Source organism: Yinghuangia aomiensis, assembly GCF_039542225.1.
GTDB lineage: Bacteria > Actinomycetota > Actinomycetes > Streptomycetales > Streptomycetaceae > Yinghuangia > Yinghuangia aomiensis.
The window spans coordinates 104,532-124,718 of the sequence record NZ_BAABHS010000008.1 but is presented as its reverse complement, the minus strand read 5'-3'; the positions used below and the strand labels follow the sequence as shown (position 1 = coordinate 124,718).

Here is a 20,187-nt window from a genome sequence, read left to right as displayed (position 1 = left end):
CCCGCCGCATCGGGCCTGCCGGGGGTCATCCTGGAAGTGTCTCCACGACGCCCGCCACGGAGGTGGCTCTCATGAACACTCCGGACACCTCGACCGCATCGGCGGAAGGCCCCGGGGATGTCCGCGTCGGCGACGTGATGAGCGTCGCGCTGGTCACCGTCGGCAAGGAGGAGTCCGTGCTGATGGCCTGGGAAATCCTCCAGCGCACCGGATTCCACCACTTGCCGGTCGTGGATGGCGAGGGGCGGTGCATCGGCTTGGTCGAACGCTCCGACCTGGCCGTCGTCTGCGCCCAGCCCGCCGCCTCGCTCAGCGAGCGCTACGCCGACGAGCTGGTCGCCGGGCACCGTCCCCCCTTGGTGCACGACGACACGCCGGTGACCCGGGCCGCCGCGCACATGACCGAGCTGGGCGTGGACGCGCTGGCCGTGCTCGACTCCGTCGGCACGTTCGTCGGTCTGCTGACCGCCCGCGACCTGGTCGCCGTCCTGGCCGGTCGGCCGCGTCGCCCGCGCCGGACGGCCGGCACCGGCCCGGTGATGTTCAGCCTCGAACCGGTCCTGCCGTACCCGTTCGACGATTGACCCCGGGGGACCGGGCACTTCGACCCCGCCGCGGCGACGGCGGCGCCGCTCGACCAGGCCTTCGTCGGTCAGCACGCGCAGGGCGTCCCGGACGGCGTTGCGGGACGCGGCGAACTCGGCCACCAGGGCTCGCTCGTCGGGCAGCAGCCCGGATCCGAACGCGCCGCGGAGGATCTGCCGGCGCAGCACTCCGGCGATCCGCCGCGCGGTATCCGCACGCAGCGGCACCGCGGTGCCGCCCGGCTCCCCCGCTGCTTCGTCCGCCATGGACAGCCCTTCGCTTTCCGGCACAGAACGGTGTCTTTCGCCGTCCAGCCTAGGAGCCGCGCATTTCCGGCACGTTACGCCACCCCCTCTGACCTGCGACGATGCCCCGACCTGCGGTTTCGCTGCGGGCCGGGAGAGCTCCGCCACGGCCGAGCACCGGACTGCGGCGCCGCCCTGCCCGCGCCCGCGACCGGCCCGTCCGACGCGCGGATCAACTCGGCTTCCGCGAGGGGGATCGATCATGGCGGGCAGCCCGAACCGCACCCTTCGGATCATCCGATCGACGAACGGCCATGAGGTCGAGCAATGTCCGGGGGCGGATCGGCCGGCTGCCGGTGCGGCTCCGCCTGCATGTCAGCCGGTTGGACCGATTGCGCCATGTCGTCACTATAAGTGACTACTCATGCCATTAGAGTCACAGATTGTTCTGATTATTGGATTTTCCGATGCATGGCATGAGGAGGCGATCGGGTGCACTCGCGGCTGTCGAGATTGCGTTGTACCTCCGCCGCGGCGGTCATCGCCGTGGGCTTGAGCGGAGCTGCCGCCTTGAGCGGGTGGACCTGGGCAGGGGCCGACGAGCCCCGGGTGGCGCAGGCACGCGCGGCCGACGATCCGGCCGCGTTGTCGGTCACCTTCGTCGCCCGATCGTGTGACAAATACAGCGACGTCATGGCCAACAAGGCCCGCAACAACATCCAGGAGTCGCTGCGCGACCTGGGCCCGGACTCGAACTACGAGCGGAGCGAGGCGGTCTCGGTCGCCCGCGAAGCCGCCGGGACACCCGCCCCGCCGTGCAAGCCCCTCCCGGGCTGGACCTTCTCGACCGGGACCGGCATCACCGGCAAGTCCGCGGCGACCCTCCAGCTCAGCACGGCAAGCGGAGCCATCCGCCAGGACATCACCACGGCGGACCGGACCCCCGAACTCGACGCCCAGGGCCAGGACACCGGCCGCACCCTCGAAGGCGCGGTCACCGTGCCGCTCACCGCCGACGAGATCGCCGCGGCGAACCGCGGCAGCCTCGTCGTCCAGGGCGGCACCCCGGCGCAGCCGCTCAACGGGCTTCAGGAGCAGTACGGCTTCGCCGCGCTCCGCTGCGCGCAGGACGCCCTCAACGGCGACAACGTGGAGTATGTGTCCTTCCCGCAGGGCGCCCGCCACGTCTTCTGCTACTACTACGCCATCACGCCGCCGCCCAGCGCCGGAACCATCACCGTCGTCAAGAACGTCGCGGCGGGCAGCCCCGGCACCGGCGACTTCCGGTTCGACGGAAACGTCTCCTACGCGGACACCAACGGCGACGGCGTCAACGACTTCGTGCTCCGCGCCTCCGCGGCCCAGGGCAGTTCGGCGACCTTCATCCGCGGCGCCACCGGCGCCGACGACCCCCCGTGGGAGTTCCACGAGGTCGTGCCGCCGGACAGCGGCTGGCTTCCGCCGTCCCAACCGGTCTGCAGCGCGCGGAACGAGGACGGCGGGGCCGGCACCAGCGCCATCGAAACCGACTCGACGGGGAAGGCGAGCATCCGGCTCGCCGCCGGGGACACGGTGACGTGCACCTACACGAACGCCCGCGCCAGCGGCACCGCGCTGCTGGAGAAGGAGAGCATCGGCGGCACCGGCACGTTCGACATCGACCTCGCCACGCCGCCGGGCGCGCCCCCGGTGAACGTCGCGCCGGCCACGACGACCGCGGAGGGCGTCCCGGTCACCGTGGCGCAGGCCCCGGACGGGGTCGTGGCCGGCACGTACACCGTCACGGAGGCCGCGCCGCCGTCCGACGGCACCGGCACGTGGATGCTGACCGGCGCCGACTGCAACGGCACCGCGCTCCCCATCGGTCCGGCGCCGAACGGCGGCTGGACGGTGTCCTACGACGTCGTGCAGGCCGAGCCGGTGCGCTGCCTGCTGACCAACACCTTCACCCCCGGCGGCTCGGTCGACGTGGAGAAGGTCACCCAGGGCGGCACCGGGTCGTTCCGCTACACGGTGACCCCACACCCGGCGGAGCGCGTGCCCGGCCCGAACGACGCGACGACGTACCAAGGCACCGCGACGACGACCGCCGAGGGCGTCGCGGCGACCGCGGTCCGCGACGACGGCGCCGCCGAACCGTTGGCCGACCACCTGCGGGTCTCCGCCCGCGACGTCTACACGGTGCAGGAGTTCCTGCCGCCGACCACGGACGCCGGCACGTGGTCGGTCACCTCGGCCGACTGCGGCGGCACGGAGATCGGGCCCCTCGACCGCGAGACGGCCTCCATCATCGTCCGCCCGACGCGTGAACACCCCCATGTCGTCTGCCGGTTCACCAACACGTTCCGGCCCTCGGGCTCCCTGGTCGTGGTCAAGACGACCAGCGGCGACACGGACCTGCGGCCGAACGCGGCCGTGGTCCGCCTGGACTGCGCGGGCGGCGTCACCGCCGACCTGACCCTGGTGCCCGGTGCCACGACCGGCACCCTGCCGCGCCGGGTGTTCCAGGACGCGACCGCCTGCACGGTGGCCGAGCCGGCCACCGGCGCCGCCGACGGCGTCGACACCACCACCAACGCCGTGATCGCGGTCGCCCCGGACACCACGGGACGCGCACTCGCCCTCGGCGAGACCTTCACCGTCGAGCCGGGCCAGGCGGTCACCGTCACCATCACCAACACGCTGCGGCGCCCGCTGCCCCCCACGTCGCCGCCTCCGACCTCGAAGCCTCCGACGTCGAAGCCACCCACGTCGCACCCGCCGACCTCGAAGCCTCCGACCTCGCACCCGCCCACGTCCCGGCCCCCGACGTCCGAGCCGCCGACCTCGAAGCCGCCCACATCGCAGCCGCCGACGTCGCAGCCGCCGACCTGGCGCCCGCCTACCTGGCATCCGCCCACGTCCCGGCCTCCGACGTCCGAGCCGCCCACTCCCCAGCCGCCGACGAGTCGCCCGCCCACCTCCGGGCCGCCTACCTCCGGGCCGCCTACCTCGGAACCGCCGACGAGTGCCCCGCCCACCGCGGGCCACACGACCTCGGCTCCGCCGCACCCGGGCGGGTGGCCTGGTGGCCCGCACCACCCGGACCACCCTGACGGCCCGGGGCAGCCGGACCACCCGGGACCGGACGCCCCGCAGGACGGCCCCACCGCGATGGCTCCCACCGGAGCGAGCGGACTCCGTCAACTCGGCATCGCGGCCTTGTGCTTGCTCGCCGTCGGCGGGCTGACCCTGTTCGCGGTCCGCAAGCGGAGCTGACGCACCGCACCCCGCACAGCCGTGCACCCCGCGGCTGAGCCCACCCCGTCCGGACCCGTCGGCGGCCCTGCCGCCGACGGGTCCGGACGCATTTTCGGGAGGACACGTCCACCGCCGCCCAAGGCGGCCGACCGACACCGACCAAGGGCAGCGCCCGCGCATGGGCGCCCACGGTCGCGCACCCCCGGACGGTGGACCGAGCTCGTTCCGAGCCCGCGTTGCCGACCTCCCGGCCCGGGCGCACCGCCCGGCGCCGCGGCGTAGCCCGGATGCCCGGCCACGGAGCGCCGCGGGGGATGCGCGCCTAGCATCCCGAATATGGGCCCTACTGACGCGGGCAGGCGGAACAGGCGCACCCGCGAGGGTGATGCGGCCTCCGGAGGCCGGCCGGACGTGACGCAGTCCCCCGACGGCGACGCCGCGGCGCCGGACCCGATGATCCGGGTCCGGGACGCGAGCGAGCACAACCTGCGGCACGTCGACGTCGCGATCCCCCGGGACCGGATCGTCGCGTTCACCGGGGTGTCCGGGTCCGGGAAGTCGTCACTGGCGTTCGCGACGATCTTCGCCTCGTCCCAGCAGCGCTACCTGGAGTCGGTGGCGCCCTACGCGCGACGGCTGATCGACCAGGGGCCGGCGCCGCGGGTCGGCGACATCACCGGGCTGCCGCCGGCGGTCGCGCTGCGTCAACAGCACAGCGCCGGGAGCACGCGGTCGACGGTCGGGACCGTGAGCCGGGTGTCGAACGTCCTGCGGATGCTGTACTCGCGGGCGGGGACGTACCCGGTCGGACGCGGACCCGGCGATCTGGCGGGGACCTTCCCCCGGGATGCCGCGCCGCTGGACTCCGACGCGTTCTCCCCGAACACGGCCGCCGGCGCCTGCCCGACCTGTCACGGGCTGGGCCGGCTGCACCGCGTGGACGAGTCGCTGCTGGTGGGCGATCCGGATCTGAGCATCCGCGACGGGGCGATCGCCGCGTGGCCGTTCGGGTGGGCACGCAAGAACTACCGGGACATCCTCGGCGTCCTGGGCATCGATGTCGACGTACCGTTCCGCACGCTGCCGAAGAAGCAGCGGGAGTGGCTGCTGACCACCGAGGAGCATCCGACGGTCACGGTGTACCCGGACCGCGGCGAAGGCTACGAAGGCTCCTACGAAGGCACATACACCAGCCCGCGCTCGTGGGTCCTGCACGCGTTCGCCACGACGAAGTCGGCGGCCATGCGCGCGCGGGCCGCCGCGTTCCTGACCGACGACCGGTGCCCCGCCTGCGACGGACGGCGGTTGAATCCCGAGGCGCTGGCGGTGACGGTGGGCGGGCAGGACATCACCGTCACCAACGCCATGCCGCTGTCGCAGCTGGCGGCATTCCTCGACGGTGTCCCGGCGCATCCGGACACCGCGCTCCTCCCGGCCGAGCGCCGCCAGGCCGCGCAGGCCCTGACCGACGGCCTGCGCGGCCAGGTCCGGACGCTCATCGACGTGGGACTCGGCTATCTCGCGCTGGGCCGTACCACCTCGACGCTGTCGGCCGGCGAGTTGCAGCGGCTGCACCTGGCGACCCAGATGCGCAGCGGGCTGTTCGGCGTGCTGTACGTCCTGGACGAACCGTCGGCCGGGCTGCATCCCGCCGACACCGAGATGCTGCTGGCCGCGCTGCGCCGGCTGCGCCGGGCCGGGAACAGCGTGTTCGTCGTCGAGCACAACCCGCAGGTGATCGCGACCGCGGACTGGATCGTGGACCTCGGCCCGGGCGCCGGCCGCTTCGGAGGCGAGGTCCTGTACAACGGCAAGGCCGACGGCATCGGTTCCGCGGACCGGTCGGCGACCGCGCGCTACCTGCGTCCCGGGGCAGCCGTCGCCCCGCATCCCGAGGCGCCCCGCGAACCGCGTGGGCGGCTGCGCCTGGAAGGCGTGACCGGGCACAACCTCCGGGATCTGGCGGTGTCCTTCCCGCTGGGCACGCTCACCGCCGTCACCGGGGTTTCCGGTTCGGGGAAGTCCACGCTGGTCGAGCGGGCTCTGGCCGAGACCGTCCGCCGGCACCTGCGGATCGAGCCTTCCGGGGACGACGAGGACGAGACCGCCGAGATCGGTCCCGGGGCGGCCGGTCCCACCGAGCCGTCGGCGGGCGACGCGGTGTGGAGCCTCGACGACGACGTGGTGACGGTCGCCGCGGCCGACGGGCTGGACGCCGTAAACCGGCTGGTGCGCGTCGACCAGAAGCCCATCGGCCGCACGCCGCGCTCGAACCTGGCCACGTACACCGGCCTGTTCGACAGCGTCCGGGCGCTGTTCGCCGCCCAGCCGGAGGCGAAGAAGCGCCGCTTCACCGCCGGCAGGTTCTCCTTCAACGTCCCCGCCGGCCGCTGCCCCCGCTGTCTCGGCGACGGCGTGGTCAGCATCGAGATGCTGTTCCTGCCCACCGCGACGGCCCCCTGCCCGGTCTGCGAAGGAGCGCGCTACAACCCGGACACGCTGACCGTCCGCGTGGCCGGCAAGACCATCGCCGACGTGCTGGAGATGACGGTGGACGACGCCGCCGTCTTCCTCGCCGACCTGACGCCGGCCAACCGGATCCTTCGGCTGCTGTCCGACATCGGCCTGGGCTACCTCACCCTCGGGCAGTCCGCCACGACCCTGTCCGGCGGCGAGGCCCAACGCATCAAACTGGTCAGCGAGCTGCACCGTGCGCCGCGCGGCCACACCCTGTACCTGCTGGACGAACCGACCAGCGGGCTGCACCCGGCCGACATCGACCTGCTGGTGGCCCGCCTGCAGCACCTCGTCGACGCCGGCAACACGGTCGTCGTCGTCGAACACGACCTGCGCACCATCGCCGCCGCGGACTGGCTCGTCGACCTCGGGCCCGGGGCCGGCGACGACGGCGGACGCCTCGTGGCCGAAGGCCCGCCGAAGGTCCTGGCCTCCGCACCCGGGACCGGCTCCCTGACCGTGTCGCACCTCCGCAAGGTCTTGACCGGGAAGCCGGGGGCGTAGACGTCGCCGCCGACGGTGCTCCATCCGTGGTGGCCACTGCCGGTCGGCCGCGAACCCTCACGTTTCGCAGTCGTCCGGGGGGAAGTAGCTGGAGGTGATCCGGTAGGTCCCGGGGCGTGAAGCGGTCAGCTGTATCCAGGGACCGCTCGCGCGCAGGCAGGCGCCGTCCGCATACAGCCAATGCGAGTAGGCGGCACGCACGGTGACCGTGCCCGGGCGGGGCATGGTGAGCACGATGTCGGCGTCGCCGGCCCGGACCACTTCGGCGGGGGCGGTGGCCAGGGGCACGGCGTCCTGGACGCGGAAGACGGTCCAATAGGCGTCGTTCCAGACCGGCTGCAGCCAGGAGCCCAGACGTCCGGACCGGATCAGTGCGGCCTCGGTCTGGGCGTAGCTGTCCGGCGGGGCGTGCGGCAGGACGACGTAGCCGACCGCCCAGTCGTTCAGCCACGCCCGGTAGCTCGCCGCGTCCAGCTCATCGGCGTAGAACAACCGGCCGCGTTCCATGTCGAGTTGGCGGTTCCAGCCGCGCACCGCCTGGAAGTACTGGGCGAACACCCGGGCCTCGCGGTGCGAGCCGGTGGGGACCACTTCGACACGGCCGCGGTAGGCGCCCAGCCGGTCCAACTCGGCGATGACCCCGGCGGTGTGCCGCGACCAGCCGGGCACATCCGTATGATTCACCACGTCTCGGGCCGTCGCCACCCCCGTCCAGATCACGCACATCGCGAGCCCCGCGGCGCAGAAGCGCGTGCGGAAGGACGCGCCACGACCGACGCGGAGCAAGGACCGCAACGGCTGCGGGTTTCGCCGTCTGCGCTCGAACCAGATCGCCAGCAGCGCCGGCGCGCCGAAAAGCGCGCCCATGCGCTCGACGTTGGTGCCCACCGGCGAAGGAATCAGCCAGGTCAGCACCACACCGAGGGCGTAGACCGCGCCACCGGCCCGCAGCACCCGCCAGTCGCGCGGTGCCGTCACCGCCACCACGACGCCGGCCAGGAGCGGCAGGATGATCCGCCCGGCGGCCATCGGCTGTTGGCCTTGGGACGGGAACAACAGGGCCACCAACCCACCGACCACACCAGTCGGTACGATCAGGGCCAGGCTTCTCGCCCACTGCCGGTCGAGCAGGAACCCGGCGCCCGCGACGAGCAGGAACAGGCCGGCCACGGGGCTGAACAGCACGGTCAGCCCCGTCCCCACGACGCCCGCGACGAGCCGCCACACGGGTGTGTGCCGCCCCACGAGGACCAGCAAGGTGCCCAGCGCGCCGGCGACACCGAGAGCGAACGTGGCGCGGCCCGAGACCACGTTGGCCCACAGCGCCAGCGCCCCTATCAGCGCCGGCCACGTCGGCACGCTCCGGGTGGTGCGCACCAGCAGCGCGGCCAACAGCCAGGTCGAGACCAGCCCGCTGAGGACGGAGAGCGTACGGACCCCGACCAATGCCATCAGCGGCGGCGAGAGGACGCTGTAGCTGCCGACGTCGATCCCGCCGAACCAGAACAGGCCGTACGGAGTTCCCGGATGCCGCACGGCGAACTCCGCCCAGGAGTACTGAGCCGCGAGGTCACCGCCACCGGTGGCCCACAGGAGGCCCCATCCCACATACAGCGGCAGCACAAGCGCAACCGCCACATGGCATATCCGCCACCGGGACGGGGACGCACCGGACGGCTTCGCGGGCTCGCGGTCCCCGCCCTTCCGCGGGCGGGGCACCCGGCCCAGCCGACCACCGCGCCGTTCGCCGGGGGCGGTGCCGACGGCCGCCGTCACGATGCGGCCGCCGTCGCGTCCGAACGCCGGCCGCCGCGGCATGGATCCCACCGCAGGCGGCACGGTCGAGCGAAATGGTTCCGGCCGGCGCCCCCGCGCGGCTCACTCATGACAGGTTCCTCACAAGCACAACTGGGCTCCCCAACCGTTCGACGGATGCGGAGCCTGCTCAGGCATCTAGATGACGCACGAAGACTAATTGGCCAGGCGCGTCGTGTGGTGCTCGGGGCGGACCGGGTTCGATCAAGGAGACGATTGCCCGCCGCGGATGTCGGCGATCCGCTCCTCCGGCACTGCCGCGTGCTCGGGCAGGGTAGCCGGTTCGTCGGGGGACCACGCCGTTACCGAGGGCCACCGCTGCACGCCCGCGCAGGTTGGCCGCGGACACCGCCGCCCGGCGGCACCGCGCCGACACCCGCGCCCGTCGGCGTGTTGGTGATCCTCCGCTGGAATATCAGTCCAGAAAGATCCCGGCGAGGCGCGGCAGCCGACGACGCACCTCGTCGCCGTCGGCGACGTCCCACCGGACTCCGGCCGGCTCGGTCATGACACGGAGTGGAACGGCTTCCGGGGAAGCCTCCAGCGCCGCGTTGAGCCCGTCGGGTTCACCGGTGAGACGCTGGTAGGCCCGGTGGGCCGCCCGGTTGAAGTCCTCGTTCCCGATGAGCACGTCCCCGCCGTCCCGCACCGCCGGATGGTCGGCGAGAGCGTCCGGATCGGCGAGCGCGCGCTCGTACCAGTTCCGGCCGAGCGAGATGAGGCCGTCGCGGAAGTCCATGAACCCGTCGTCGGACCACCAGCCTTCGATGAGGAACGCCGCCGCCCACAGGTCGTACCGGTAAGCATGATCACGCAGCTGCCACTGGCGCAGGGAGAACCCGACGATCTCGGCAGGCGCGCGGCCCACGAGCCGCTCCTCGCACGCGCGCTCGATCGCGTCGCGCCGATCGTCGAAGTCCGGTTCCCGCGCGTCGACCTCGGCACACGCGTCGTCTATCAGAGCCCAGAACTCCTCGGCATCCATCACGGCCCGAGTCTGCCAGGCGCGCCGATACCCCACGCCTGCGGCACAGCCGGCGCCGGACCGGCACACCGCCACGCTGTTCCGGTGTCCGGTGGCGATGCGTCGCGGCTGCCGGCCGATTTCGCCCGGGCCCGGGGTCGGAGCCCTGCCGTCCTGGCCCAGGTGTCCGACGCGCATGCCGAGGGTGTGTCAGCGTCGTCGCCCCGCGCCCCGGTGCCCCGCCGTATCAGTGCGGGCGCACCTCACCCGGCGGCCTCGGGCCGACGTGGCGTCCAAAGCGTTGCGGCGAAGGCTCGGGTCGTGGCTTCCTCGTTGTCCCTCCCCCGGCTGTGCAACGAGACTCCGCCCCGAACGCGTCGTTCCGGGTGACGGGGCGTGCGCCCCAAGTCTGGAGGACACGACATGTCCCTCGCCGTACGTGCCCGGTCCTGGGGGATCAGCGCCGCGTCCGCGCTCGTCCTCGGCGGTGTCTTACCGACCACCGCCATCGCCGACGCCGACGCGGCCGCGCCGCGTTGGGCCGCGGCCAAACTGCCCGGCGACGACGCCGTTCTGAGCGGGTCCGTCAAACCCGACGCCCATACGACATGGGCGGCCGGGTTCAAGATCGCCCAAGACGACCAGGGGACGAGGTTCCTGCCCGTCGTCTACACCCAGGACGACCGGCGCGGCCCCGCGTGGAAGGAACTGCCGACCGTTCCGGGCATCGAAGGCCGCATCAATGCGTTGGCGACGACCTCGCCGAAGGATACGTGGCTGGTCGGCGACGCCGAAGGCGCAGCCGGACCCGTCATGACGCAGCATTGGAACGGCCGTTCGTGGGACTACCGGCCGGCTCCCATGCAGGAGGACTCGCTCGGCGGCGGCCTCCTCGGCATCACCGCGCTCGCGCCGAACGACGTGTGGGCGGTGGGCTGGACGCAGGTGCTCGACGAAAGCATCCCGGATCCCGACGGTGGCCCGACCACGATCGTCGACCACCACGAGGGCCTGGTGCAGCACTGGGACGGCCGCGCCTGGCACCGCGTCACGGTGCCGCAGCCCTTCGCGAGTTGGGCACTCTCGGGGGTGTCGGCGTCCGGCCCTGACGACATCTGGGCGGTCGGGAACGGCTACGGCGACGACGACACGCCGGTCGTCATGCACTACGACGGCCGCTCGTGGACCGTACTGCCGACTCCGCCCTACGGCGGCTTGTACGGCGAGTTCAACGACGTCGTCGCCAACGGCCCGCGTGACGTGTGGGCCGTGGGGCGCACGCTCCTCGACGAGGACGACCGCGGCCACGCCTTGGTCATGCACTGGGACGGCCGGACCTGGACGCGGTTCGACACTCCCGCCGACGCGGGTCCCCTGACCGGCGTCGCCAAGACACCGGGCGGCATCGTCGCCGTCGGACAAACCCATGACCGGGAAAGCGGCTACGGCCTGCGCGTGACCGGAACCCGCGTGATACCACTGGGCATTCCGACGACGCAGGGCGGCACCGCGTACTCGCCGTGGAAGGTATCCGCCGCCGGCTCCGACGTGTTCGTCTCCGGCGCGTTCAACTACGCGAAGGCGGACTTCCCCAGGCCGATGCTCCTGACCGGTCGTCTGTAGCCGAGATTCGCTGACCGAACACCGGCACGCTGCTCGACCAGTCCTGCTGTCGCCGCTCGGTCGGCCCGCTTGGCGGCGGGCCGCCGGGTGGTGTCGTGCGACGACGCCACCCGCGACCGGCCCCGCTGCGGATGAAGGAGACCTACAGCCTGCGTTCGGTCTGGGCCCGGACGAAGAACGCGTCCTCACCGCCGGCATCGACGTCGTCGCGTCGCGCGTCGCGCCGATCTGGACCCCTCTGTACGACCTGGTACGCGACCGGCGCACGGACCTGTACGACTCCATGCTGAGCCCGCCCGCGCCGAGATGACGGCGGACGCCGACCGTCAGGGCGACATCATCCACGGATCCCGCAGGTCGAAGTACGTCACATCCTCCATCAGCGCGGTCGACGCGTCCCACACCTCGCGCAGTTCGGCGGGCACTTCCTGGCTTTCGCCGGCGCGGGCCTCCGCCTCCGAGACGAAGTAGACGGTGTCGGTGAACCCGCCGTCGCCGTGCAGTGCGGTGATTCCCCCGATGACATCCGGTCGGAAATCGCCGAACTTCTCGTCCATCTCCCGGCTCAGCGCCCGCATGCGCGGCATGTCGGTGACACGTCCTTGGATCACCTGGACGAAACCGGCGCTGTCCGAGCCGCCCGCCCGGTGCGTTTCGACCTCGGCGCAGTCGTGGAAGACCACGTCGCCGAACAGGCTCGACACGTCGTTCCACCAGGCGGCCTGTTCCGGCCGCTCGCTGTTGCGCCGCGCCGCGTCCGCGGACTCGAAGCGCACGAGGGCGATGAACTTGCCGTCGTCGGTCACCCCGCCGGTCGACCCGAGCCAGCCCGCCGCCCCGGGGGCCAGCTCGGCCTTCCACCGCTCGAGCGCGGCCTTGAGCGCCGCGGCGTCGGAAACGCCGCCCTGAATGACCTGGACGAACATGCGGTGCTCCGCTCGATGAGACGGTGACAGAAGCGCAGTCCCCGTTCCCGCCTCGTCGAGCCGAAATCCTGCCGGGCGCCCGCTTCACCCGGATGCTGGACACAGCCCACCGGCCGCCCGGGCCGGCCTGCGGGGTGTCCCTGCTCGGCCGGGCTACTCGGCGATCTCCGTGTGGTAGGCCCAGCGGAAGACCGGGAGCTCGTCACCGTCGGACGGCTTGGTCGTGCCGGTGGCTTCGTAGTGCTCGTAGCCGCCCAGGTGCCTGAGTGCCATCTTGTTCGGGTCGCTGCCCTCGTAGTGCTGCCGGTGAGCCAGTTCCGTGGGGCCGCCTTCGAGCACGACGTCGTGGTGTTGGCCGGTGTCCGTCATGGCGGGATCTCCTTGCGTGCGAGACTCAGCCTTGGTTCCAGTGTGCGCGGATCGGCTGCTCGTGCCCAGCAGTCACGGGGTGATGCCCAGCGCGTTCCCCATCAGGTCGCTGAGGCCTGTGCGCGTACCGGCCAGGAAGCCGCCGTCGACCGCGAGGGCTTGGCCGGTGACGAACGACGCGTCGTCCGACGCCAGGAAAAGCGCCGCCGCGGCGATCTCGTCAGGGCGGCCGAAGCGCCCGAGCATGTGGAGCTCGCGGTACTGCTCGCGGTAGGCGGTCATGTTGCCCGCGCCCATGACGGCGCGGAACATCGGCGTGTCGATGAAGCCGGGGCAGATCGCGTTCACGCGGATGCCCGCGCGGCCGTAGTCGATCGCCATGTTCTTGGTGAGGGTCACGACCGCGCCCTTGGACGCGTTGTACGCGCTGCCGCCCTCAGTGCCCTGGAGGCCCTCGACGCTGGCGATGTTGATGATGCTGCCGGACTGCCGGCCGATCATGACGCGCAGCGCGTGCTTGGCGACGAGGAAGGTGCCCTTGAGGTTGACGTCGATGATGCGGTCCCACTCGGCGGTTTCCAGGGCGTGCACCACTCCCCCGCCGGAGACGCCGGCGGAGTTGACGACGATGTCGAGGCGCCCGTGCTCGGCCGCGATCCGCTCGACGGCGGCCGCGACCGCTGCTTCGTCGCGCACGTCGGCCTCGATCAGCTCCGCGCCGGGGAACGCGCCGTCGGGCTTGCTCAGGTCCAGGCCGACCACGGTGGCGCCCTCGGCGGTGAAACGCTCGACGCATGCCAGGCCGAGACCGGACGCGCCCCCTGTCACCAATGCCACCCTGCTCTGCAGCCTGTTGTTCATGACGACGTCCTCCGCGGGTTCCGAAGCCGGTGGGCTGCGGAAGCTAGAGCAGGCGAGCGGCGACGGCAAGGGAGATGGCTGTGTAGGTTGCCGGGGCCTTCGGGGGCACGGCACCCCGACTCGCCGGCGGAGTCCTACCCCGGCTCGGACCTCCCTCGCGGCACCCGTCGGCCGTCGTCGCGGAGCGCGGCGAGGCGGGCGCGGGAGCGGTCGGCCCACAAGCGTGCGCCGATGCGGTCGTTGCAGGCCGCGGCTGCCTCGAAGTGCGCGGCTGCCGTGGCGGTGTCGCCGAGTGCGGCGGCGGCGATGCCGAGGAAGTGGCGGACGGAGCCGAGCGTGTCGATGCTGCCGTAGAGGGCGATCGCATCCGCGTGAGGGGCGAGCACGGCGATGCACGCCGGGAGTTCCGCGGTGCGGCCGAGGCCGGCCAGGACTTCGGTGCGGAGGCAGTCCAGGGCCAGCGACGACCACATGCCGGATGCCGTGGGGTCGGTCGCTTCGGGCACGAGTTCGGCGGCGAGCGCGCGGTCGCCCGCGGTCAGGGCGGCGCGTGCGATCACGGCGCGGAAGACGGGCTGGCGTGACCGCCGCGCGAGGTCCGCGAGAGCCGGCAGTTCGTCGGCGAGGGTTCCGGCCGCGGTCGCGGATTCGGCGCGGAGGGTGCCCTCGCATTCGTCGGGCCCGGCAACGGTCGTCTGCCGGTGCAGGCGGTTCGCCCCGGGGATGCCCGCCCGCGCGTCGGCGACGCGTCCGGCCATGATGTGCCGCATGCAGTGCCACCACGCGAGTTGGACCGCGGCGCTCGTCTGGCCTTGGCCTGCCGCGAGGTCTTCACAGCGGGCGATGTCGGCGTCGGCTTCGTCCGTCCGGCCGAGTTCGAGCAACGCGCAGGCGCGGAGGAAGCGGGCGACGAGTCCGGTGTGCGGCGAGCCGGTCGCCTGGGCAGCGGTGGCCAGTTCTTCGGCGATCGCGAGACGCTCGACGGCGGTCCCCGGCCGCCAGATGGCCAGGAATCGGCAGCTCAGCGCAAAGCCCAGGGTCTGCGGGTCGCCGCCGGCGCGGGCCTGCCGGACCGCTTCGAGCGACAGCCGGTCGGCGCGCTCGCCGTCCCACGTGTAGACGAGTTCCACGGCGAGCCCCGCGGTGACCTGCGCGTGCAGGTCACCGTCCGGGAGCGCGGCGCGGCAGTGCTCCAGGACGGCGATGACTTCGTGATCGACTTCGGCGTACTCGCGCCAGTTCCACAGCTCCGGGCCGCCGAACGCCACGGCCGCGGCGGCCATGTCCGCCGGTTCGCCGACGTCCCGAGCCAACGTCAGTGCGGCGCGCAGCACTTCGCGGGATCCTGCGAGGTCGCCGGTGCGGCGCAGCGCGACGCCGAGGCCGTGCAGGATGTCGAACCGGAGGGCCGGCGGTGTCTCGGGCGACGCCGCGACAATGTCCGCGGCGCGCCGCCAGAGGGCGCCGGCCTCGTCGTAGGCGTATTGCTCGTCGGCGTGCCGGGCCGCCGCGACGCACCTCAGGATCGCGCGCTCGGTCAGTGCCGGGTCGAGTTGGGCGCCGAGGAGCAAATGGTGGGCGATCTCGGCGGCCCGGTCGGGGGCGTCGCCGAGGCGGGCTTCCAGCGCGGTGCCGATCCTGCCGTGCAGGGCGCGCCGCCGGGCGGGGCCGAGGTCTTCGTAGACGGTTTCCCGGACGAGTGCGTGGGTGAACCGGTAGTGCCCGGGCGGGGACGGCACTTCGTCGAGGAGGCCGTGCCCGGTGGCCGTGTCGAGGGCGTCGGCGACCGCGGCGAGGTCGAGCCCGGCGACCGGGATGAGGAGGTCGGCGCCGAAGTCACGGCCGAATGCCGCGGCGGCTTGGAGGACGGTTCGGGCGTCCGTGGGCAGCGGGGCGAGCCGTCGGCGGACGACGTCGCGGACGCCGTCCGGGATCTCCCACCCGGCGCCCGGCGCGAGAGTCCTCGGTGGCCCGCACCTGTCGGTGCCGTCCGGGTCGGATGCGGGGCCGCCGGAGACGCGGTCCGTGCGGTTCGGCCCGGCGGCCGTGTGGCCGGTCATGAGCCGGGCCAGTTCGCGGGTGAAGAAAGGATTTCCCGCCACGCGCCGGTAGACGGCCGCGGCCGTCGCGTCGTCGATGTCGGCGCCGACGACGCGGCTGACGAGCGCCCGGGTGTCGGCCGGCCCCAGGCCTTCGAGGGGGAGCCGCACCGGGTGGGTGCGGGCCACGGCGGCCAGGCACGCGTCCAGCGCGGTGTTCTCGCGCCGCTCGGTGTCGCGCAGCGTCGCGACGAGCAGCACCGGCGTATGCGCCAGGGGTTCGGCGGCGTATTGCAGGAGGTGCAGGGACGAGGGGTCCGCCCAGTGCAGGTCCTCCAGCACCACGACCAACGGCTGCTCTCCGGCGACGGCCAGCAGGTGGCGGGTTGTCTCCTCGTACACGCGCAGCGGTGCCGTCGCCGGATCCAGGTCGAGGTCGAGACCCCGGGCGCGGGCTTCGCGGCCGAGCAACGACGGCCCGGAGGCGCCTGTCGGGGCCGACGACTGAACCGCGCGCAGTACCTCGGTCCACGGCCAGAACGCCGGTGCGGGATCGGCTTCGTGGCAGCGGCCCCACACGGTACGGACGCCCTTCGCGGTCGCCCGGCGCGCGAACTCGGCGACCAAGTGCGTCTTGCCGATGCCGGGTTCGCCGCTGACGATCACGACGCCGCCCCGGGCCGCCGCCGCATCGTCCAAGGCGCGGTGCAGCGCGGCCAGCTGCGCGTCGCGCCCGACGAGCGGCGGGAGCGGCGCGGCATCGCGCGCGGCGGCAGGCTCCCGGGAGTCCGGGGTCCGGGTGCGCGCCGTGGGCCGGTCGGATGGTGTGCCGTTGGGTGGAGTCTTCTCCGCGGGCACGGGCACTGCCCCCAGGGTGCGGGCAGCGGAGGATGTGCCGTTCGCGAGGTGCGTCGCGTGTTCGAGGACATCGCGTTCGAGTCTGCGCAGCGCGGGCGACGGTTCGACACCCAGCTCGTCGGCCAGACGGGCCCGTGCGGCGCGCAGCGCGGCGAGCGCGTCCGCTTGGCGGCCGCCGCGGTACAGCGACAGCACGAGCAGCTCGGTGAGCCGCTCGCGGAACGGGTGGCGGCGGACCAGGGATTCCGCGTCCGCGGCGGCCTCGCCGTGCCGCCCCAACACCGTCAGGGCGTCCAGCCGCGATTCGGCGGCCAGCAGCCGCAGTTCGTCCAAGCGGTCGGCGTCCTCGCGGAGCGCGGCCAGGTCCGGGAAGTCGGCGTACGCGTCGCCGCGCCACAGCGCCAGCGCGGCCTCCAACGCGGCGAGCGCGGCCGCCGGGTCGGTGGGCAGCAGGGCGTGGCCCTCGGCCAGCGTCCGGGCGAAGACCTGCGCGTCGAGCGCGCCGTCCGGGAGCCTCAAGGCGTAGCCGCGTTCCGTGCTCACGAGCACCGCGGCGGGTGCGCGCGGCTTGCGGCCGGGTTCCAGAACGGCGCGCAGCCGCGACACCGCGACTTGCAGCGAGGCCGCCGCGGTCGGTGGCGCGTCGTCGCCCCACAGCTCGTCGACCAGGCGCTCGGCCGCGACCGCGGCGCCGCAGCGCGCGGCCAGCAGCGCCAGCAGGCCCCGGTCCCGCCGCCCGGCGACCTCGGCCGCACGGCCGCCGACAGCCACGTGCAGCGTCCCCAGCACACCGATGCCCGGCACCGGATTTTCCCCGGCCACTCCCCCACCCCTTGCCCCCCATGCAGGCCCCGCACCCCCTGCGGGCCCTGCAGACCTTGCGTACCTCCCCCGCCGCACATGATGGCAGCCGACCACCCCTGCCGCGCGGCACCTGCCGGGGCTCGGCGGCTTGGCGGCTTGGCCGGTAAGCGCGAGGTAAGTGCGCCGTTGGCGACGGTAGGTGGGCCGGCCCTGGGCGGTAAGTGAGCGATAGGTCGGCGATAAGTGCACGGTAACCAGCCGGTAGGCACCGGGCGAGACAGTCGTGGCGTGCCGTCCGGGGGCTGCCCCCGAACGCACCGCACACCCCGTCCCGCGCCGAGCCCCAGGAGGCCGCCATGCACCCCGATACGCCCCACACCCGTCCGCAGCGGATCGCCCAGGACACCTATCTCGTCCCGCGTCTGGTGCCGGCCGGGGAACTCGGATTCGTCCCGGTGAACTCGATGGTGATCACCGGGCGTGAGCCGGTCATCGTGGACACCGGGGCGCCGCTGCACCGCGAGCAGTGGCTGGCCGACGTGTTCGGTCTGGTCGCGCCCGAGGACGTGAAATGGATCTTCGTGTCGCATGACGACACCGACCACGTCGGCAATCTGCGCGAGGTCCTGGAACGGTGCCCGTCGGCGACGCTGCTCGCGGACTTCCAGACCTGGCAGCGGCTTTCCGTCGACTTCGACATGCCGCTGCACCGCATGCGCTGGCTGAATCCAGGCGAGAGCCTCGACGCCGGCGACCGGACGCTCCATGTGGTGCTGCCGCCGCTGTTCGACTCCCCGGCGACCCGCGGCCTCGTCGACGGCACCAGCGGCGTGATGTGGGCCGCGGACGCGTTCGCGGCGCCCGCGCCGGGCCCGGTCCACGAGGCGCGCGACTTCCCGCCGGGCATGTTCGATGCGTCCTTCGTCCCGTTCAACAGCACGGCGAATCCGTGGCACGGCTGGCTCGACCCGGTGGCCTACGGCCGCCACCTCGACGCGCTGCGGCAGCTGCCGGTCGAGGTCGTGGCGTCCTGCCACGGTCCCGTACTCCGCGGCGAACTCCTCGACCATGCCTACGCCATGACCCGTGCCATGGCCGGCGCACCCGTCGTGCCGGCGCCCGGCCAGCCATTGCTGGACGCCATCCTCGCCGCCGCACTGGGCCCCGCGGCCGCAACAGCGCGCTGAACGCATCACCTGAGGGGGGACCTCCATGACCGCCGCGCGCGGCACGCTGGCCGTGGTGTGCATCACGACAGCCATGCTCATGCTCGACATCGCCGTGGTGAACACGGCGCTCTTCGCCATCGCCGACGACCTCGACACCGGCCTCACCGGAATCCAGTGGGTCGTCGACGCTTACACCCTCGCGCTGGCATCCGCCGTGCTCGGCGCCGGGTCGTTCGCCGACCGGCTCGGCCGCCGCCGGGTATTCCTCGGCGGACTGGTCCTGTTCACCGCCGCCTCCGCCGCTTGCGCCGCGGCCCCGGACATCGTGGTGCTCGACACCGCCCGTGCCGTCCAAGGCGTGGGCGCCGCCGTCCTGTTCGCGGTGTCGCTGGCCCTGCTCGCGCACGCCTTCCCGGATCCGGGCGGCCGGGCCCGGGCGCTGGCCGCCTACGGCGCGACGATCGGGGCGTCCTTCGCCCTCGGCCCGCTCGCGGGCGGCATGCTCACCGAATGGGCGCACTGGCGCTGGATCTTCCTGGTCAACGTTCCCGTCGGCCTGGCCTGCCTGGCCGGCACGCGGCGCTGGGTCGCCGAGTCCCGGGACCCGCGGCCGCGTTCCGCAGACTGGCCGGGACAGCTTCTCCTGGCCGCGGCGATGTCCGCCCTCGTCTTCGGCCTGCTGCGTGCGCCCGGGCACGGCTGGAGCAACGGCGTCACCGCCGCGGCATTCGTCGTCGCGGGTGTGTGCGGTGCGGCGTTCCTCGTCCGCGAGCGCCGGGCCCGGGAACCGATGCTGCCGCTCGGCATGCTGGCGAACCGCGCCTTCGCCGCGGCACAAGCCGCGACCTTCGCCATTTCCGCGTCGCTGTTCGCGGTCTTCCTCTACACGACGCTGTACCTGCAGACGGTGGTGGGCCTGTCGCCGCTGCGGGCGGGTCTGGTGTATCTGCCCGGCACGATCGCGATGTTCGTCGTCGCGGGTGCGACCTCGTCGCTCGGGCCGCGCCTCCGGCCGCGGTTCGCGGTCGCCGGTTCGCTGGTCCTGATCTCCCTCGGACTCGTCCTCACCGTGCGTGCGGACGCCGACGACTCGTGGACGTCCCTCGTGCCCGGCACCGTCATAGCGTTCGTCGGCGCGGGCGTCTTCAACCCGGTGATGAGCGGCATCGTCCTCGGCGAGACCCGTGCCGAGCACTTCGGCCTCGCGGCCGGCATCAACGACGCCTTCCGGCAGACCGGCATCGCCGTCGGCGTGGCTGCCCTGGGTGCGTTCCTGCCCGCGGCGGGCCCGTTCGGCACCGACCCCGCCGCCTACGTCGAGGGCCTGCACCACGCCCTCCTCGCCGCCGCAGTCATCGCCGCCGCGGGCGCCGCCGCCGCTCTCCTCCTCCCGAACCGGCCGACCGCCGCGTCGCCCCTCCCGGCGCCGCCCGAACGACAGCGCACGGGGGTGTGAGAGCCGAGGCCAACCCTCGGCTCCGGAAACCGTGTTCCCGCCAACGCGCCCGCCAAGGCGGCGCCAGGTGGGTGCGCCGGCGTCGGATCAGCTGCCGCAGCCGCCGGCGGCAGCGCTCGGCGGCGTAGGAGCGTGGTGACCGGTCGACCGACAATCCCTCTCGTGTGCCGCGGAGTTGATGGAAGCCCATACAGCGTGCGGTGTGGGGGATG

12 protein-coding genes and 1 pseudogene are annotated in these 20,187 nt (G+C 73.1%); 6 read left to right on the top strand and 7 right to left on the bottom strand.

Translation table 11 applies throughout. The features are described from left to right. The first annotated feature begins 71 nt into the window (after window positions 1-71). On the top strand, window positions 72-584 hold the full coding sequence (locus tag ABEA93_RS12925; RefSeq protein ID WP_345675607.1) for a CBS domain-containing protein: 513 nt from the start codon (window positions 72-74) through the stop codon (window positions 582-584). A gap of 45 nt (window positions 585-629) precedes the next feature. On the opposite strand, the pseudogene ABEA93_RS12920 reads toward ABEA93_RS12925, so the two are convergent. Then, window positions 630-851: pseudogene (locus tag ABEA93_RS12920) on the bottom strand (GntR family transcriptional regulator); the annotation flags it as partial. A gap of 549 nt (window positions 852-1,400) precedes the next feature. Here ABEA93_RS12920 and ABEA93_RS12915 point away from each other — a divergent pair. Both ABEA93_RS12915 and ABEA93_RS12910 read left to right on the top strand, forming a co-directional pair. Then, entirely contained in the window at window positions 1,401-4,088 is a 2,688-nt protein-coding gene (locus ABEA93_RS12915) for a prealbumin-like fold domain-containing protein (RefSeq protein ID WP_345675606.1), read from the top strand. Window positions 4,089-4,523: 435 nt separating this feature from the next. After that, window positions 4,524-7,091 (top strand): excinuclease ABC subunit UvrA, encoded by a 2,568-nt coding sequence (locus ABEA93_RS12910; protein ID WP_345675776.1) that lies wholly within the window; start codon window positions 4,524-4,526, stop codon window positions 7,089-7,091. Between the two features lie 57 nt (window positions 7,092-7,148). Here the strand turns inward: ABEA93_RS12910 and ABEA93_RS12905 are convergent, their stop codons facing one another. Both ABEA93_RS12905 and ABEA93_RS12900 read right to left on the bottom strand, forming a co-directional pair. Further along, window positions 7,149-8,729, bottom strand: coding sequence for a hypothetical protein (locus ABEA93_RS12905; RefSeq protein ID WP_345675605.1), 1,581 nt, complete (start codon window positions 8,727-8,729; stop codon window positions 7,149-7,151). 592 nt (window positions 8,730-9,321) lie between these two features. Next, a complete protein-coding gene (locus ABEA93_RS12900; RefSeq protein ID WP_345675775.1) occupies window positions 9,322-9,891 on the bottom strand; it encodes a DUF4240 domain-containing protein in 570 nt (189 codons plus the stop codon). Window positions 9,892-10,293: 402 nt separating this feature from the next. Between ABEA93_RS12900 and ABEA93_RS12895 the strand changes: the two genes are divergently transcribed. Next, the gene (locus ABEA93_RS12895; protein WP_345675604.1) at window positions 10,294-11,493 is read left to right on the top strand and encodes a beta propeller repeat protein; all 1,200 of its coding nucleotides are present in this window, start codon (window positions 10,294-10,296) and stop codon (window positions 11,491-11,493) included. A gap of 326 nt (window positions 11,494-11,819) precedes the next feature. On the opposite strand, the gene ABEA93_RS12890 is transcribed toward ABEA93_RS12895, so the two are convergent. From ABEA93_RS12890 to ABEA93_RS12875, 4 genes are all read right to left on the bottom strand, one after another. Further along, the gene (locus ABEA93_RS12890) at window positions 11,820-12,419 is read right to left on the bottom strand and encodes a hypothetical protein (RefSeq protein WP_345675603.1); all 600 of its coding nucleotides are present in this window, start codon (window positions 12,417-12,419) and stop codon (window positions 11,820-11,822) included. Between the two features lie 153 nt (window positions 12,420-12,572). Beyond that, window positions 12,573-12,788, bottom strand: a complete 216-nt coding sequence (locus tag ABEA93_RS12885; RefSeq protein ID WP_345675601.1) for a DUF5988 family protein — start codon at window positions 12,786-12,788, stop codon at window positions 12,573-12,575. A 72-nt stretch (window positions 12,789-12,860) separates the two neighbouring features. Then, entirely contained in the window at window positions 12,861-13,649 is a 789-nt protein-coding gene (locus ABEA93_RS12880) for an SDR family NAD(P)-dependent oxidoreductase (RefSeq protein ID WP_345675600.1), read from the bottom strand. A gap of 134 nt (window positions 13,650-13,783) precedes the next feature. Next, the gene (locus ABEA93_RS12875; RefSeq protein ID WP_345675599.1) at window positions 13,784-17,350 is read right to left on the bottom strand and encodes an ATP-binding protein; all 3,567 of its coding nucleotides are present in this window, start codon (window positions 17,348-17,350) and stop codon (window positions 13,784-13,786) included. Window positions 17,351-17,706: 356 nt separating this feature from the next. Here ABEA93_RS12875 and ABEA93_RS12870 point away from each other — a divergent pair, with 356 nt between their 5' ends. After that, window positions 17,707-18,537 (top strand): MBL fold metallo-hydrolase, encoded by an 831-nt coding sequence (locus tag ABEA93_RS12870; RefSeq protein WP_345675598.1) that lies wholly within the window; start codon window positions 17,707-17,709, stop codon window positions 18,535-18,537. A 25-nt stretch (window positions 18,538-18,562) separates the two neighbouring features. After that, entirely contained in the window at window positions 18,563-19,975 is a 1,413-nt protein-coding gene (locus ABEA93_RS12865; RefSeq protein WP_345675597.1) for an MFS transporter, read from the top strand. Window positions 19,976-20,187 lie beyond the last annotated feature (212 nt).

Bases quoted from the DNA above. Each gene is read 5' to 3' on its own strand.
- ABEA93_RS12925 (WP_345675607.1), top strand. From the start codon at position 72: ATGAACACTCCGGACACCTCGACCGCATCGGCGGAAGGCCCCGGGGAT.
- ABEA93_RS12910 (WP_345675776.1), top strand. From the start codon at position 4,524: ATGATCCGGGTCCGGGACGCGAGCGAGCACAACCTGCGGCACGTCGAC.
- ABEA93_RS12900 (WP_345675775.1), bottom strand. From the start codon at position 9,891: ATGGATGCCGAGGAGTTCTGGGCTCTGATAGACGACGCGTGTGCCGAG.
- ABEA93_RS12895 (WP_345675604.1), top strand. From the start codon at position 10,294: ATGTCCCTCGCCGTACGTGCCCGGTCCTGGGGGATCAGCGCCGCGTCC.
- ABEA93_RS12890 (WP_345675603.1), bottom strand. From the start codon at position 12,419: ATGTTCGTCCAGGTCATTCAGGGCGGCGTTTCCGACGCCGCGGCGCTC.
- ABEA93_RS12885 (WP_345675601.1), bottom strand. From the start codon at position 12,788: ATGACGGACACCGGCCAACACCACGACGTCGTGCTCGAAGGCGGCCCC.
- ABEA93_RS12880 (WP_345675600.1), bottom strand. From the start codon at position 13,649: ATGAACAACAGGCTGCAGAGCAGGGTGGCATTGGTGACAGGGGGCGCG.
- ABEA93_RS12870 (WP_345675598.1), top strand. From the start codon at position 17,707: ATGCACCCCGATACGCCCCACACCCGTCCGCAGCGGATCGCCCAGGAC.
- ABEA93_RS12865 (WP_345675597.1), top strand. From the start codon at position 18,563: ATGACCGCCGCGCGCGGCACGCTGGCCGTGGTGTGCATCACGACAGCC.